Origin of the sequence: Halomonas sp. EF61 (genome assembly GCF_040147045.1) — a bacterium.
GTDB classification, from domain to species: domain Bacteria; phylum Pseudomonadota; class Gammaproteobacteria; order Pseudomonadales; family Halomonadaceae; genus Halomonas; species Halomonas litopenaei.
The window spans coordinates 677,708-693,914 of sequence record NZ_JAMSHM010000003.1 but is presented as its reverse complement, the minus strand read 5'-3'; the positions used below and the strand labels follow the sequence as shown (position 1 = coordinate 693,914).

Here is a 16,207-nt window from a genome sequence, read left to right as displayed (position 1 = left end):
GTCGATGACAGCTTGATCGCGGATCTATTGCATTAATGCGAAGCGCAATGAACCGCAGAGCCGCAACGAAACGCGAGGGGCCTGGGTAGAGAAGATGATGGTGCCAGTATAGTCAGATGCAGCCAGGGCCCCTGTCGCGGTATCATGGCGCCCTTGCGCATGGGGGCCCTGTCCCCGTGCCCCACTTTTTTACGAGCAAGCAGGCAACCGTCTCCATGTCCAACCCCAAGCAGGCCCAGGAAACCGGGCTTCGGCGCACCTTTGCCATCATCAGCCACCCGGACGCGGGCAAGACCACCATCACCGAAAAGATGCTGTTGTTCGGAAACGCCATCCAGCTGGCCGGTTCGGTAAAGAGCAAGCGTGACGATCGCCACGCCACCTCGGACTGGATGAAGATGGAGCAGGAGCGCGGTATCTCCGTGACCACCTCGGTGATGCAGTTCCCCTACGGCGGTCGCATGGTCAACCTGCTCGATACGCCGGGCCACGAGGACTTCTCCGAGGATACCTACCGCACCCTGACCGCGGTGGACTCTGCGCTGATGGTGATCGACGGCGCCAAGGGCGTCGAGGACCGCACCATCAAGCTGATGGAGGTCTGCCGCCTGCGCACCACGCCGATCCTCACCTTCGTCAACAAGATGGACCGCGACATCCGCGACCCCATCGAGGTGATGGATGAGGTCGAGACGGTGCTCAATATCAAGTGTGCGCCGATGACCTGGCCGATCGGCATGGGGCGTCAGTTCAAGGGCGTCTACCACCTCTACAATGACGTCATCCACCTGTACACCCAGGGGCAGGGCAACCGGATTCCGGAAGACAAGCGCATCGAAGGCCTCGATAGCCCCGAGGTGGACGAGGTGCTCGGCGAGGATCTGGCCGAGGAGCTGCGCATGGAGGTCGAGCTGGTGCGCGGTGCCTCCCACAGCTTCGACCTCGAGGCCTATCGCCGTGGCGAGCTGACGCCGGTGTACTTCGGTACCGCCATGGGCAACTTCGGCGTGCGCGAGATGCTCGATGGCTTCGTCGAGTATGCGCCGCCGCCCCAGGCGCGGGAAACCGACGTGCGCGAGGTGCCGGCCGAGGACGAGCGCTTCACCGGCTTCGTATTCAAGATCCAGGCCAACATGGATCCCAATCACCGTGACCGCATCGCCTTCCTGCGGGTGTGCTCGGGCAAGTACCAGAAGAACATGAAGATGCGCCATGTGCGCATCAACAAGGACGTCAAGATCGCCGACGCCCTGACCTTCATGGCCTCCGATCGTGCCCACGTGGAAGAAGCCTGGCCCGGTGACATCATCGGCCTGCACAACCATGGCACCATCCAGATCGGTGACACCTTCACCCAGGGCGAGGACATGCGATTCACCGGCATTCCCCACTTCGCCCCGGAGCTGTTCAAGCGGGTCAGGCTCAAGGACCCGCTGAAGATGAAGGCCTTGCAGAAGGGCCTGCAGCAGCTTTCGGAGGAGGGCGCCACCCAGGTATTCATGCCGTTGGACAACAACGACCTGATCCTTGGCGCCGTCGGTACCCTGCAGTTCGATGTGGTCGCCCATCGCCTCAAGGAAGAGTACAAGGTCGACTGCATGTATGAAGGGGTGAACGTCAATACCGCCCGCTGGATCTACTGCGACGATCCGAAGATGCTCGAGGAGTTCAAGCGCAAGGCCAGCACCAACCTGGCCATCGACGGCGGTGGCTACCTGACCTATATCGCCCCGACCCGGGTCAATCTGCAGATGACCCAGGAGCGCTGGCCGGATATACGGTTCAGGGAGACCCGCGAGCACTGAGGAGACACCGGAAAAACTGCTGCGCTCGAATCGCACGCGACGTTTTTACGGCGCCTCCGTGGAAAGAGGAGCTCTGATGCTGATCGACGCCCACTGCCACCTCGACTTTGCCGACTTCGACGCCGATCGCGACGCGGTCCTGTCCAGGGCCAGGCGGGCGGGCGTCGAACAGCTGGTGGTCGCGGGTACCCACCGTGACGCCTGGCAGGGCACCCTGGAGCTGGCCGAGCAGACGGGGTTGCACGCCTGTCTCGGTCTGCATCCGGTGTTTCTGGAGCATCATCGGCTGGATGGCGAGGATGACGACGTCAGCGCGCTGGGCCAGGCGCTGGAGGCCCACCCTCGCTGCGTCGCCCTGGGGGAGTGCGGGATCGATGCGCGTTTTGGCGACACCCTCGATCGCCAATGGCACTTGTTCGATGCCCAGCTCAGGCTGGCGCGGGATCTGCGCCTGCCGGTGGTCATTCACTGTGTGCGTGCCAACGACGACGTCGCCAAGCGTCTGGCCCAGTTCGGGCTTCCCGCAGGGGGCCTCATCCATGCCTTCGCCGGCTCTCCGGAGCAGGCGAGGCGCTTTGTCGATCTGGGGTTTACGCTGGGGCTCGGTGGGGCGGTGACCTATCCCCGGGCCAGGAGGGTGCGCCGGGCGGTGGCGTCGCTGCCCGATGACGCCTACGTGCTGGAGACGGATAGCCCTGACATGCCGTTGTCGGGCCACCAGGGCGAGCGCAATGAACCTGCCCTGGTGGCCGAGGTGTGTCGCCACGTGGCCGAGATCAGAGGTCAGGCACCGCAAACCGTGGCGCTGCACTCCAGTGACAACGCCCGCCGGCTGTTCGGCCTGCCGCCGTCCTGACAAGGGCGCCGGCAGGAATATCGCCCGGATCGAATTACCCAGGCGTCATCGGTGTCAGACCAGACTCTCTGGGTCGAGGCGATCGATGGCGTAGGGCAGGTGCAGCAGCTTCAGACGTTGATCCTCGCAGCTGAGGGCGGCCTCATCGGCGCGGGTATTCAGCACCGCCAGTACCTCGGCCTGCCCATAGGCATCGAGGGCGCTTGCCACCACCTCGCCCTGGCGCTTGCCGCTTTCGTCATTCACCTCGCTGCCCAGCGGTGGCAGTCGAGTCCCCTCTAGCTGGGCGCGATACAGGCGCTTCTTGACCTGGCCGCGGAAGTGGGCGCGGGCCACCACTTCCTGCCCGGTGTAGCAGCCTTTCTTGAAACTGATGCCTGCCAGCGCCTCCCAGTTGAGCATCTGGGGCAGGTAGGCATCCTGCTGATCGGCATCGATGAAACACAGCCCCGCCTGGATATCCGCCAACCGCCATACCTGGTTGCCCACCGGCTGACACTGCTCGATCAGGCGCGAGAACAAGGCCTCTGCCTGGTCTTCTGGCAGCATGATCAGGTAGCGGGGGCGAGGGCCAGGCTGGCCGAGCACCAGGGTGTCGCCGTGGCTCGCCTGGCGCCAGGGATCGGGCGGTGTCAGGTCGCAGTCGACCTCGGTCAGGGCGGGTGCTTCCTGGCCGATCAGGCCGATCAGCGCCAGGTCATCCCGAGCCGTCAGCTCGGCCTTGTAGAAGGCGGCGAACTTGCCCAGGTGCTGGGCCAGCGGAGCCACCAGACTGCGATGCAGCACGATCCTGAAGCGTTCGTCGTCGACCTTCATCAGCTGGCCGTTGGCCAGCATGCGGCCCTTGGGGGTGCAGAAGCAGGTCAGCGGGGCGAAGTGGCCATTGGCGTGGGCGAGCTGGGCACTGGTCTGGCCCTGCAGAAAGCGCTCAGCGTCGGGGCCGACCACGTCCAGCGCGCCGAGATGGACCAGCGGGGTGGCCACGGTGCTGTCCAGGGCGAGGCGGGCCGCGTCGGGGGTGTCGAAGTCGACCTGGTCCGAGCCGGTCAAGCGGCCGCCGTGGGCGGTGATCCAATCCGTCATGAGCAATCCTGTCGCGCGTATCGAAAAAGGTGAAGTTTGCGCCTGTCAGCAATGTGAGGGTGAGACGCCCCTTTTGCAAGGTACGGGCAGAAGAACCCGCACGGGGTGTCGTGCTAAGCTTTTCCACCAGTTTCAAGCTTGCGTTACGATCTTCGGTCCTTCCGCTTTACCCGCCAAGGAGGCGCGCCTCATGTCCCAGCAATCCCTGACCTTCCAGGGCGTCGACAACGCCGACCAGGTCAATCAGATCACCACCGCCTTGATGATGCTTGACGGCGTCGACAGCGTGGAGGTCGGCCGCCATGGCGCCGAGGTGGAAGGGCGCGCGCGTCGCGAGGCCCTGATCGAGGCGATCAAGCGACTCAAGCTCGGCATCGAGGTGAAATGATGAGTATCGAGATTACTACCGAGAAGGATGGCAAGCTGCGCCAGCGGGTCAGCATCGAAAGCTTCGACGACCTGCTGGTCGATGTGCCCACCGCCTTCGGTGGCGATGGCCTGGCGCCGGACCCCCACGACTACTTCGATCTGTCGCTGGGGGCGTGCAAGGCGATCACCTCGCGCATGTACGCGCAGCGCAAGGAGTGGCCGCTGGAAGGCGTCAGCGTCACGGTCACCAGAGACGAGCGCGACGAGCGCAAGGGCGTCTATCGGCTCGATGTGGCGATGACCTTCCACGGCATCGAGGATCCCGAGCGGCTGGCACGGCTGGAGGAGATCAGCCACAAGTGCCCGATCCACCGCTTGATGACCACTTCCACGGTGGAAATCACCACGCGAACGCTGGCGCCAACGGCCCAAACCTGACGTCGGCGAGCGTGCGCGAGACTTGAAGTCGGCGTCAGCCGCCCCGATCTGGGTGGTGTCCCCCAGCAGGAGTCATGATGAGCAAGTCCTTTCGTCTGTCGTCGAAGTTCCAGCCTGCCGGTGACCAGCCGAGCGCTATCGAAAGCCTGGTCGGGGGGCTCGATTCGGGTCTGGCCCACCAGACCCTGCTCGGGGTGACCGGTTCGGGCAAGACCTTCACCATGGCCAACATCGTCGAGCGGCTGCAGCGGCCGACCATCGTCATGGCGCCGAACAAGACCCTGGCGGCCCAGTTGTACGGGGAGTTCAAGGCGTTCTTCCCGGACAACGCCGTGGAGTACTTCGTATCCTACTACGACTACTACCAGCCCGAGGCCTATGTGCCCTCGTCGGACACCTTCATCGAGAAGGACGCCTCGATCAATGACCATATCGAGCAGATGCGACTGTCGGCGACCAAGGCCCTGCTGGAGCGTCGCGATGCGCTGATCGTGGTGTCGGTGTCGGCGATCTACGGTCTGGGTGATCCGGACCAGTATCTGAAGATGCGCCTGCACTTCACCCGCGGCGAGCTGATCGATCAGCGCGGCTTTCTGCGTCGTCTGGCGGAACTGCAGTACACCCGCAACGACATGGACTTCAAGCGCGGTACCTATCGGGTACGTGGCGACGTCATCGATATCTTTCCGGCCGACGCCGAGGACGAGGCGGTCAGGGTGGAGCTGTTCGACGACGAGATCGACACCATCAGCCTGTTCGATCCGCTGACCGGCGAGGTACGTGGCAAGGTGCCGCGCATGACCATCTACCCCAAGAGCCACTACGTGACCCCGCGGGAGACCATTCTGGCGGCGGTGGATCGGATCAAGGAGGAGCTGGCCGAACGACTGACCTTCCTGCGCAAGGAAGATCGCCTGGTCGAGGCCCAGCGCCTGGAGCAGCGTACCCTCTACGACATCGAAATGATGATGGAGCTGGGCTACTGCAACGGCATCGAGAACTACTCGCGCTACCTGTCCGGACGCAACCCCGGCGAGCCGCCCCCCACCTTCTTCGACTACCTGCCCGCCGATGCGCTGCTGTTCATCGACGAGTCCCACGTCAGTGTGCCCCAGGTGGGCGGCATGTACCGCGGCGACCGCTCGCGCAAGGAGACCCTGGTCGAGTACGGTTTCCGCCTGCCGTCGGCCCTGGACAACCGTCCGATGAAGTTCGAGGAGTGGGAGCGGATTTCACCCCAGACCATCTTCGTCTCGGCCACGCCGGGTCCCTACGAGGCCGAGCACGCCGGCCAGGTGGTGGAGCAAGTGGTACGTCCCACCGGCCTGCTGGATCCCGAGATCGAGGTGCGTCCGGCCTCGACCCAGGTGGACGACCTGCTGTCGGAGATCCGTTTGCGCACCGCCGTGGGCGAGCGGGTGCTGGTCACCACCCTGACCAAGCGGATGGCGGAAGACTTGACCGAGTATCTCGACGAACACGACGTCAAGGTGCGCTACCTGCACTCGGATATCGACACGGTGGAGCGGGTCGAGATCATCCGCGACCTGCGCCTGGGCAAGTTCGACGTGCTGGTCGGTATCAACCTGCTGCGCGAGGGCCTGGATATCCCCGAGGTGTCGCTGGTGGCGATCCTCGACGCCGACAAGGAAGGCTTCCTGCGCGCCGAACGTTCGCTGATTCAGACGGTGGGGCGGGCCGCGCGTAACGCCAACGGCAAGGCGATCCTCTACGGCGACCGCATCACCGACTCGATGCGCAAGACCATCGACGAGACCGAGCGGCGCCGCGCCAAGCAGACGGCACACAACGAGGAACACGGCATCACGCCGCAGACGGTGACCCGCTCGGTGGCGGATATCCTCGAAGCTGCCCAGGCACCGGGAAGCCGCAAGACTCGTGGACGCAAGGGCGAGCGCAAGGTGGCCGAACCGGAAGCGGTCTACGATCCCGCCAGCCTGTCGCCGGAAGAGCTGCGCAAGGAGATGACACGGCTCGAGGACGCCATGAGCGAGGCTGCCGCCAATCTGGAGTTCGAAGAAGCGGCGCGCCTGCGCGATCGCCTGCATGGGCTCAGAGAGCGTCAGCTGGCGCTCGGGGCGGTATAAAGGAGGCAGCGAAAGCGGGGCGGGCGAACCTGGCAGTCCGTCCTGCCGTGACCACGCTCCTGGTGCCTTTATTAGAATTTTATACCGTTATCTTGCCCGATTGACCTGATGTTCCGCCTGGCTGCCCTGGCTGGCGAATCTTGTTCAATGGGCGCAGCGCAGGCTCGTTCTCCAGAGTGAGGTGGGATCTCCGCCAGCCGGCAAGCAAACGCCGGGTCAGTAGCGCGTTAAACGAACCGGCACAGACGGCTGCCGAGCCGTGGCGTAATGCGCTACACTACGGGCCCTCGCAAGCCCGCCATGTCGCCTACGGGACGCCAAGAGAGCGGGCGTATCGACCCAGCCAAGGAGTCTGCCATGACCGTGATCCGCCAGGACGACCTCATCACGAGTGTCGCCGATGCCCTGCAGTACATCTCCTACTACCACCCCAAGGACTTTATCGACGCCATGGCGGCCGCCTACGAGCGGGAGGAGAATCCGGCGGCGAAGGATGCCATCGCCCAGATCCTGATCAATTCGCGGATGTGTGCCACCGGCCATCGTCCCATCTGCCAGGATACCGGCATCGTCACGGTCTTCGTCCATGTGGGCATGAACGTGCGCTTCGAGGCCGACATGAGCCTCGATGACATGATCAACGAAGGGGTGCGCCGGGCCTACAACTTCCCGGACAATGTGCTGCGCGCCTCGGTGCTGGCCGACCCCGACGGCAAGCGTCAGAACACAAAGGACAACACTCCGGCGGTGATCCACCACAAGCTGGTGCCTGGCGACACCGTCGAGGTTCACGTGGCGGCCAAGGGCGGCGGCAGCGAGGCCAAGTCCAAGTTCGCCATGCTCAATCCCTCCGACTCGGTGGTCGACTGGGTCATGGAACAGCTGCCGAAGATGGGCGCTGGCTGGTGTCCGCCCGGCATGCTCGGCATCGGCATCGGCGGAACCGCCGAGAAGGCCATGGAACTGGCCAAGGAAGCCCTGCTCGATCCGATCGACATCCAGGACCTCCAGGCCAGGGGCGCTGCCAACCGCGCCGAGGAGCTGCGCCTGGAGCTGTTCGACAAGGTCAACCGCAGCGGCATCGGTGCCCAGGGGCTGGGTGGCCTGACCACGGTGCTCGACATCAAGGTCAAGGATTACCCGACCCACGCCGCCAACAAGCCGGTGGCGATCATCCCCAACTGCGCGGCGACCCGGCATGCCCACTTTACCCTGGACGGCAGTGGCCCGGCGGCGCTCAAGGCGCCCAAGCTCGAGGATTGGCCGGAGATCACCCGTGAAGCCGGTGGCAACGTCAAGCGCGTCAATCTCGATGAGATCACCCCGGAAGAGGTGAAGACCTGGCAGCCGGGCGATACCCTGTTGCTCAACGGCAAGCTGTTGACCGGGCGCGACGCGGCGCACAAGCGCATGGTCGACATGCTGGCCAAGGGCGAGTCGCTGCCGGTGGATCTGAAAGGGCGCTTCATCTACTACGTGGGGCCGGTCGATCCGGTCGGTGACGAAGTAGTGGGGCCGGCTGGACCGACCACCGCCACGCGCATGGACAAGTTCACCCGCACCATGCTCGAGCAGACCGGACTGTTGGGCATGGTCGGCAAGGCCGAGCGTGGTCAGATCGCGATCGAGGCCATCCGTGACAACCAGGCGGTGTACCTGATGGCGGTGGGTGGTGCGGCCTACCTTGTGTCCCAGGCGATCAAGGCCTCCAGGGTTGTCGGTTTCGAGGACCTGGGCATGGAAGCCATCTACGAGTTCGAGGTGGAGGACATGCCGGTGACCGTGGCGGTGGACAGCCAGGGTTCATCGGTGCACCAGACCGGTCCGGCCAAGTGGAAGGAAATCATCGCCGAGAGCGTCTGATCTCCCCATGCCATGTCTCGCCCCGGTGCACGGCGAGACACGATAGGCGGCCCCGTCATCTGGCGGGGCCGCCTGCGTTACGGGTATGCTGAAGTCCGCAATAACGCTAGCTAGTGCGCCCCGACGCTCAGCGCTCGATGTGGTGCGGTGTCACACGGATGGAGACCTTCGATGACCTCATGGCTGCTTGGCCTGGCCATCTTTCTGATTCACCTGGGCGGGGCCATCTCCGCCGTGCTCGCGCTGATGTCGAGTCGAACCTCTCAGGGGGCGATCGCCTGGATCATTTCGCTGGTCGCCATGCCGTATCTGGCGTTGCCGGCCTACTGGGTCTTCGGCCGACCACGCTTCTACGGCTATGTGTCGGCGCGCGGCCAGCGCGATACGCTGCTGCGGCGCGTGTTGTTGCGCTATCGAGATCGCTTCGATTCCTATCTGGTGGGGGCCACCGACGCTGACGTCAAGGCGGTCGAAAAGCTTGCCATGATGCCGCTGACCCGCGCCAACTCGACGGAGCTGCTGGTCGATGGCGATCAGACCTTCGACAGCCTGTTTGCCGGTATCGATGCGGCTCGCTCTTATATCCTCATTCAGTTCTTCATCGTGCGTAATGATGAACTTGGTCGTCGGCTGCAGGAACATCTGGTGCGGGCGGCACGGCGTCAGGTGCGGGTCTACTTCCTGTACGACGAGATCGGTAGCCGGCAGCTTGGCGACGGCTATCTGGGCGAGCTGCGCGAGGCGGGCATCCACGTCAGCGCCTTTCACTCCTCGCGCGGATGGCGTCACCGTTTTCAGCTCAATTTCCGCAATCATCGCAAGATCCTGGTAGTGGACGGTCGCGAAGGCTGGCTCGGTGGTTTCAACGTGGGGGTGGAGTATCTGGGACAGGATCCTCGCCACGGACCCTGGCGCGATACCCATCTGAAGCTGGTCGGGCCCAGTGTGCTGGGGCTGCAGGAGGCCTTCTGGGAGGACTGGCACTGGGCCACCGGCACTATGCTGAGTCTTTCCTGGGCGCCCCAGGTGGATCAGCCCACGGTCGATGAAGGCAACGGGCGCCATGTGGTGATCGTCCCCTCGGGCCCGGCGGATCCCCAGGAGACCGCGAGCCTGCTGGTCCAGCACCTGATCCACAGCGCCCATCAGCGTCTGTGGGTGACCAGTCCGTACTTCGTTCCCGATGAAGGCGTCCAGGATGCACTGCGCCTGGCCGCCATGCGCGGGGTGGATGTGCGCATCATGATGCCGGAACGTCCCGACCATCTGCTGGTGTTCCTGTCGGCCTTCGCCTTCCTGCCGGACATGATCCGCGCCGGAGTCAAGGTCTATCGCTATCAGCCGGGGTTTCTCCATCAGAAGGTCATGCTGATCGATGACAGCGCCGCCAGTGTCGGTACCGTCAATCTGGACAACCGCTCCTTCCGATTGAACTTCGAGATCACCGCCCTGGTGCCACATCAGGCGTTCGCCCTGGAGGTGGAGACCATGCTGGAACAGGACTTCGCCAACTGCCGCGAGGTCAGCCTCGACGAGCTGCGCTCGCGTCCGCTGTGGCGCAAGCTGGTGTCCCGGGCCGCCTACCTGCTGGCGCCTGTGCAGTAGCCTGTGCAGGCGCCGCCGCTGCCTTGCCATCCCCCGAGGCAAAAAGAACAAGGCTCTGCTGGAGGCTGGTCAATGTCCGGCACAGTGGCACGCAGCTTGGCGGAGCAATAAAGCGTCAGTATTCCCTTGGGAAGGTGGGCGCTTTCCGGTACATTTAGCCGTTTTATCGGGCGGTCGCATGTGGCCCCTTCGGTCGCGTTCCCGGCGATGGCGTCCCGTGTGGTTGGTGTCTTGACAAGGAGTGCTGGTGAATCTAGAAACGAAATGGCTCGAGGACTTCGTTGCGCTGTCCAACACCCGCAGCTTCTCGGCCTCCGCACGCCAGCGCCACGTCACCCAGCCGGCCTTCAGTCGTCGTATTCGCTCACTCGAACAGGCGGTGGGCGTCACCCTGGTGGATCGCTCGACCACGCCCATCGACCTGACCCCTCAGGGGCAGCTGTTTCTGGTGACCGCCCGCAATATCGTCGAGCAGCTCAACGAGTCCCTCGGCCATCTGCGCGGCCTGGCCATGGCCAACGAGGCGCTGGACGTGGTGGCGGCCCATTCGCTGGCGCTAAGCTTCTTCCCTCAATGGATCTCGCGGCTGCAGAAGGGGCTCGGGGAGTTGCCGACGCGGCTGGTGGCGATGAACGTGGGGGAGGCCATCCATGTGCTGCGCGAAGGCAACTGCGACCTGATGCTGGCCTACTACGACCCCTACGCCAGCATGCAGCTTGACGGGGAAGTCTTTCCGTCCTTTTCCATCGGGCGGGTCAAGATGATACCGGTGAGCCTGCCGGATGAGCAGGGGGCGCCGCGCTTCCCTCTGGACGGTGACGACTCCCTGCCGTACCTGGCCTACACCCAGGGTGCCTTTCTCGGGCGTAGCGTGCGCATGCTGTTGAAGAATGACCCGTTGCGCATGCGCTTGCGTACCGTCTACGAGACCGCCATGGCCGAGGGGCTCAAGGCCATGGTCATGCAGGGCGTGGGCATGGCCTGGATACCCGATTTCTGCCTCAGACAGGAGCTGAAGAGCGGGGCGGTGGTGCGTGCCGGTGGCGAGCAATGGGACGTCCCCCTGGAGATCCGCCTGTATCGCTGTTCACTGGTGCATAAGCCCGGTGTCGAAAAACTGTGGCGCCAGATGATGAAGCTGCCACGAGACTTCCTCGAGGCTTGATGTCGGTGAGATTGCTAACCACTGTCGGCCACGCACTGCATCGCTGTTCACTACTCCTGGTGTCATTCAGTAAGCCCAGCGTCGAAACACTGTGGCGCCAGATGATGAAGCTGCCGCGAGACTTCCTCGAGGCTTGATGTAGGTGTGTTTCTGTCGGCCACGCACTGCATCGCTGTTCACTACTCCTGGTGTCATTCAGTAAGCCCGGTGTCGAAAAACTGTGGCGCCAGATGATGAAACTGCCGCGAGACTTCCTCGAGGCCTGATGGCCGTTGCTTGATGAAACCTTGCTGCCGACAAGCGCCTGTTGAGCATCAACTACCGATAGCGCTGCCTGGTCTGGTCTGGTCTGGTCAGGGCTAGCCTGGCGTTGTGTCGCTGTTGACGACCGCACCTCACCTTCTTGTTGCGTATCGACATGCGCGCCGAACGCGGGGCTGGCGGTCCATGCTGTGGTCCTTGACACCTTGTGCGTCCCCTCAGCAAACAATCACGCCTGAGCGCCTTGCTTCCTAATCCTCTTGCTCCCTAATGCCTAGCTCGCTTATTCCCTAGCTCCCTTATTCCCTTACCCTCGTGCCATCTATCCTCACGAGCCCATTTCTCGGCATTCCAACGTCTTGTCGTCGGCAGTTGTGTTTCGGAAAAACCGCCTGCGCTCTTGCCTTAGTTGTGCGTCGTTACAGTAGGTTATCTACGTCTTTAACTTGGTCATGTCCTGGATTGAAGGGCTTGTGATGCCAGTTGTACGACACGTAAATGCGCTCATTATTTACCGTTATTTGGTGTCAAGGCACTCCATATCTCGAGGATAGAAAATCACCGCTTCAGTGATGCTGTTGCACCATATTTGCTGTGCTTGATCTGCGTCAGTGAAAGCAATGGCTGCCTGAAGGATTTGGTGCGTGTCCGATTGACTGCCCTGAGCATCAAAGAACATAGTTGCTTACACAGCGACAACAAACCTTTACGAAAGTGTGCGGAGCCGAGTTTGTCTGGCCAGAGCTTCGGAGCACAAAGGGACGAAGGTTTTAACGGATGAAGGGCAGCCATCGACGATGGAATATCGCAACTCAACGTCACAATACGGTTTGAGGGCTACAAGGATGATCGACAGAAGATCGCAGATCCAGAGCAGGAAGTTGTCATCACAGCCTGTCAGGAAAGGAGCAGCATTTCTGGGGATGGCCGCGGTCATGATGTTGGCAGGCTGCGCCGTATCACCGCAGCCTATATCGCCCGAGGCTCGCCAGCTCAGGGCGGATCAACTACTTGCTCAGGTGACGTCGGATCAGGAACCGGTTGTTGCGCCCATCGATCTCTATTCCGCCATGGCACGGGCTATCAAGTACAACCTTGACTACCGCGTCGAGGTGATGGAACAGGCCCTGAGGGTCAAGGAGCTCGACCTTGCCCACTATGACATGCTGCCGAAGGTGGTTGGCAACCTCAATTACAATGGTCGTTCCAATGAACCGGGAAGTCGAAGCAAGTCGCTGTTGACCGGAGAGACCTCGCTGGAACCATCGTCATCGAGCGAACGCAACCAGTTGGCAACCGATTTGACCATGAGCTGGGACGTGCTCGACTTTGGCCTTTCCTACGTCAGGGCTCAGCAGCGTGCCGACAGTGTGATGCTGGCGGAAGAAAGCAAGCGCAAGGTGATCCAGAGGATCATCGAGGATGTTCGCGCCGCTTACTGGCGTGCCGTCAGTGCCGAAAGACTGCTGACCAAGACTCGCTCACTGGAGGCTAGTACCGAGCGGGCGCTGGAGCATGCGCATAGACAGCAGCGTAGTCAATTGACGGCACCATTGCCGGCGTTGAGCTATGAACGGGAGTTGCTGACGATTCGGCGCGACCTTGAGTCCCTGACGCGAGAATTGAAGGTGGCCAAGCAGCAGCTTGCGGCGTTGATGAACCTGCCGCCGGAGCAGCATTACGAGCTGGTATTGCCATCCCGTGACCTGGCCTGGGCCGGGATAGACCTTTCCTACGATGCGATGTTGAAGCTGGCGGTAATGAACCGGCCCGAGCTGCGCGAGGTGGCCTATCAGCTACGCAACAACCAGCGTGAGGGCACCGCCGCGATTCTCGAGACACTGCCAAGTCTCAAGCTGTTTGCCGGCGCCAACTACAGTGATGACGACTTTCTGTACAACAGCGACTGGGTGACCTGGGGCGCCCACGCCAGCTGGAATCTGCTCAAGGTGTTCAGTCTGCCGGCCCGTCAGGAGCGTATCGAAGCCCAGAGCGAATTGCTGGATGCACGCGGCCTTGCGTTGACCATGGCGGTGGCCACCCAGGTGTCGGTGACGCGTGCCCGTTACCAGCTACGCCGTGGAGAGCTTGATACCGCGCGCCGCTTCCTCGAAGTACAGCGGGCGATCGAGGATCAGGTATCAGCGGGGTATCAGGCACAGCATGTCAGCGAACAGACATTGATCCGTGAACAGATGAATACGCTGCTGGCCGAGGTCCGTATGGATCAGGCGCTGTCCGACCTTCAGGGTGCCTATGCCAATGTCTATACCGCCACCGGCATAGACGCGGTGGACGCCGGCATGAGCAGTGACGAAAGTGTTGCCGAGCTGTCCGCCGACCTTCGTCGGTTGTGGGCCAGTCGAGGCGATGCCTTGGCCCTGGAGCGGGTGGGGCGCTCATGAACACGCGCTCGAGCCGTCCAGCTTCGCCGAGGCCTCTCCCGTTGAGACTCGACAGGGGGCTTCGCCTGTTGCTGCTGGCTCTGGCGATGGTCGGTGGTGACGTCCAGGCGGGAGGCGAGGAAGTCCGCGGCATTCTCGAAGCGGAAAAGCAGGCGGTGCTTTCCAGCTGGATCTCGGCTCCTGTCATCGAGGTGCCCTACCTGGAAGGTAGTCACTTTGACCGGGACGAGGTGCTGGTGAGATTCGACTGCGCCAGGCTGGAGGCGGACCTGCATGCCGCCCAGGCGCAGGTGGCAGCGGAGTCTCGCAACGCCGCCGTTCAGCGTGAACTGCTGGAGATGGGGGCGACCGGGCGGGCCGACGTGGATATCGCCACCTACAAGGTCCGCGAGCTGCGCGCCAGTGTTGAATCCATTCACGAACAGCAGCGTGGCTGCGAACTGAAGGCGCCCTTCGCCGGACGCGTGGTGGAGCCGCTGGTAAGGGCCAACGAAACGCCTCAAGCCAACGCACCCTTGATCCACATCGTCAGCGATGGGGCCCTGCAGTTGCAGATGGTGGTGCCTTCCTGCTGGCTGGCCTGGCTGGCTCCAGGCAGCGATTTTACCTTTGTCGTGGATGAGACCGGTGATCACCTGACGGCCGAGGTGTCGAGAGTCTCGGCAGCGGTGGACCCTGTCAGCCAGACGGTAAAGGTCATCAGTCGGGTCACGGATGTTCCAACGCGGGTGCTGCCGGGCATGAGTGGCCTTGCGCGCTGGCATGCCGATGACAATCACCCGACGACATCGGGTTCGGGCGTCTGTCGGGCGAGGACCTCGGCATGACTGTCGCACCAAGCCGTGGTCCCGCTGCGCCCGAGGTGGCGCGCATCGGGGGAAGTCTGTCTGCGGCGGGTGACGCCAGGCAAGACGCCGCCGGAGTCGGGGCGCAGGCCGGGGCAATGCGGCTACTGCGCATCGAAGGCGAGTTGCGCGAGTGCGGCAGTCTCGATCAGTTGTGGTGTCATCTGGCCAACGAAGGGCATGGCCTGCTGGATGCTGATCAGTCTCTGGTGCTGAGCCGCTGCGCAACGAGGCGCTGGCGAGTACAGGCGGTGGGAGGCGTCAGCCGACCAGCCCGGGATAGCGCTCTGGTACGTGACTACGAGCGCCTGGTTCGCCGGCTTGGGGCAGCGTCGGAGAGCGAGCCTCGCTGCCTGGATATCCTGGCCGAGCAGGGGCGTGATGGTGCATCGCCCATGATGGGGCACGGGCTTTGGGTACCCTTGACCCAGGGCAGGCGCTGCGTCGGAGCCGGCTGGCTGCTGGTGCGCCGTTCACCCTGGGAGGAGGCGCATCTGACATTGGCGCGGCGTCTGGCCGACGCCTATGGCCACGGTGTCTGCGCGTTGCTCGGGAGCAGGCGCAGCCTGCATGCGTGGAGACGCAGAGGCCCCTGGTTGGCCGCCGTTGTGGGGGTCGGCCTGGTCGCAGCACTGGCCTTGGTCAGGGTGCCATTGTCGGTGCTTGCGCCAGCAGAAGTGGTGCCAGAGGCGCCCTTCGTGGTGGCTGCGCCTCTGGCAGGCGTCGTCGAGAAGATCCTGGTGACACCGGGCGCGCGGGTGTCCCGCGGGGATCCGCTGGTGCAACTGGTGGATCTTGGCTTGAGGAACGACTTCGAAGTTGCCGAACGCAAGGTCCAGGTCGCGCGTTCTCGGGCCTTGCGGCTTCAGCAGGCGGCGATCTCCCGGGCAGAGGCCAAGCGTGAACTGGCCACCGCCCAGAGCGAGCTGCGACTGGCGGAGGCCGAACGTGATTATGCACGGCAGCGGCTGGGGGAAGCGGTGATCCGGGCCGAACGTCCCGGGGTTGCCCTCTACAGTGATCCACAGGATTGGGTCGGTCGGCCGGTCAAGGTAGGTGAGGCCTTGATGCAAGTGGCCGATGCGACGTCGATCGCCTTCAGGTTGGAAGTCGCCGCGCCCGATGCGGTCAATCTGGTTGCCGGAGCCAAGGTGAGTGTCTTTCTGGATGCGGCGCCGCTGGACCCCCTGGATGCATCCCTTGAACGGGCGTCTTACAAGGCCGAGCCGGATGCCAGCGGGGTGGCCAGGTTCGAGGTACTGGCCAAGCCGCAGACGCGAGAGGGCTGGGTCCCGCGAATGGGGCTCAGGGGGACAGCCAGGATCCAGGGCACCCCGGTAACGCTGTTCTACTACCTGTTCCGTCGTCCCCTTGTTGCTGTTCGTCAGCTCACAGGAATGTGAA

Annotated in this window: 12 protein-coding genes; 11 read left to right on the top strand and 1 reads right to left on the bottom strand. The window is 63.3% G+C overall.

What is annotated here, in order from left to right; all coding sequences use genetic code 11:
• Window positions 1–215 precede the first annotated feature (215 nt).
• Window positions 216–1,805, top strand: a complete 1,590-nt coding sequence (locus tag NFI08_RS17900) for a peptide chain release factor 3 (RefSeq protein ID WP_045991460.1) — start codon at window positions 216–218, stop codon at window positions 1,803–1,805.
• Window positions 1,806–1,881: 76 nt separating this feature from the next.
• Window positions 1,882–2,661 (top strand): TatD family hydrolase, encoded by a 780-nt coding sequence (locus NFI08_RS17895; RefSeq protein WP_124804725.1) that lies wholly within the window; start codon window positions 1,882–1,884, stop codon window positions 2,659–2,661.
• A gap of 54 nt (window positions 2,662–2,715) precedes the next feature.
• Here NFI08_RS17895 and ygfZ read toward each other — a convergent pair whose 3' ends face one another.
• Window positions 2,716–3,744, bottom strand: a complete 1,029-nt coding sequence (gene ygfZ, locus NFI08_RS17890) for a CAF17-like 4Fe-4S cluster assembly/insertion protein YgfZ (RefSeq protein ID WP_083970211.1) — start codon at window positions 3,742–3,744, stop codon at window positions 2,716–2,718.
• A gap of 190 nt (window positions 3,745–3,934) precedes the next feature.
• On the opposite strand from ygfZ, the gene NFI08_RS17885 reads away from it, so the two are divergent.
• The 9 genes from NFI08_RS17885 to NFI08_RS17845 all read left to right on the top strand — a co-directional run bounded on the left by NFI08_RS17885 (window position 3,935) and on the right by NFI08_RS17845 (window position 16,206).
• On the top strand, window positions 3,935–4,132 hold the full coding sequence (locus NFI08_RS17885; RefSeq protein ID WP_045991458.1) for a hypothetical protein: 198 nt from the start codon (window positions 3,935–3,937) through the stop codon (window positions 4,130–4,132).
• Window positions 4,132–4,551 (top strand): OsmC family protein, encoded by a 420-nt coding sequence (locus NFI08_RS17880; protein ID WP_045991618.1) that lies wholly within the window; start codon window positions 4,132–4,134, stop codon window positions 4,549–4,551. The genes NFI08_RS17885 and NFI08_RS17880 overlap by 1 nt, the downstream gene beginning before the upstream one ends.
• Window positions 4,552–4,628: 77 nt before the next feature.
• A complete protein-coding gene (uvrB, locus tag NFI08_RS17875; protein WP_045991457.1) occupies window positions 4,629–6,659 on the top strand; it encodes an excinuclease ABC subunit UvrB in 2,031 nt (676 codons plus the stop codon).
• A gap of 357 nt (window positions 6,660–7,016) precedes the next feature.
• Complete coding sequence (locus tag NFI08_RS17870; protein WP_349591137.1) at window positions 7,017–8,522, top strand: fumarate hydratase; 1,506 nt, start codon at window positions 7,017–7,019, stop codon at window positions 8,520–8,522.
• A 171-nt stretch (window positions 8,523–8,693) separates the two neighbouring features.
• Window positions 8,694–10,127 (top strand): cardiolipin synthase, encoded by a 1,434-nt coding sequence (gene cls / locus NFI08_RS17865; protein WP_349591135.1) that lies wholly within the window; start codon window positions 8,694–8,696, stop codon window positions 10,125–10,127.
• Between the two features lie 247 nt (window positions 10,128–10,374).
• The gene (locus NFI08_RS17860; RefSeq protein ID WP_108133590.1) at window positions 10,375–11,292 is read left to right on the top strand and encodes a LysR substrate-binding domain-containing protein; all 918 of its coding nucleotides are present in this window, start codon (window positions 10,375–10,377) and stop codon (window positions 11,290–11,292) included.
• Window positions 11,293–12,623: 1,331 nt separating this feature from the next.
• On the top strand, window positions 12,624–13,958 hold the full coding sequence (locus NFI08_RS17855) for a TolC family protein (RefSeq protein ID WP_205254614.1): 1,335 nt from the start codon (window positions 12,624–12,626) through the stop codon (window positions 13,956–13,958).
• Entirely contained in the window at window positions 13,955–14,785 is an 831-nt protein-coding gene (locus NFI08_RS17850) for an efflux RND transporter periplasmic adaptor subunit (RefSeq protein ID WP_349591132.1), read from the top strand. The genes NFI08_RS17855 and NFI08_RS17850 overlap by 4 nt, the downstream gene beginning before the upstream one ends.
• A complete protein-coding gene (locus NFI08_RS17845) occupies window positions 14,782–16,206 on the top strand; it encodes an efflux RND transporter periplasmic adaptor subunit (protein ID WP_349591129.1) in 1,425 nt (474 codons plus the stop codon). Before NFI08_RS17850 ends, NFI08_RS17845 begins: the two co-directional genes overlap by 4 nt.
• The last annotated feature ends 1 nt before the right edge of the window (window position 16,207 follow it).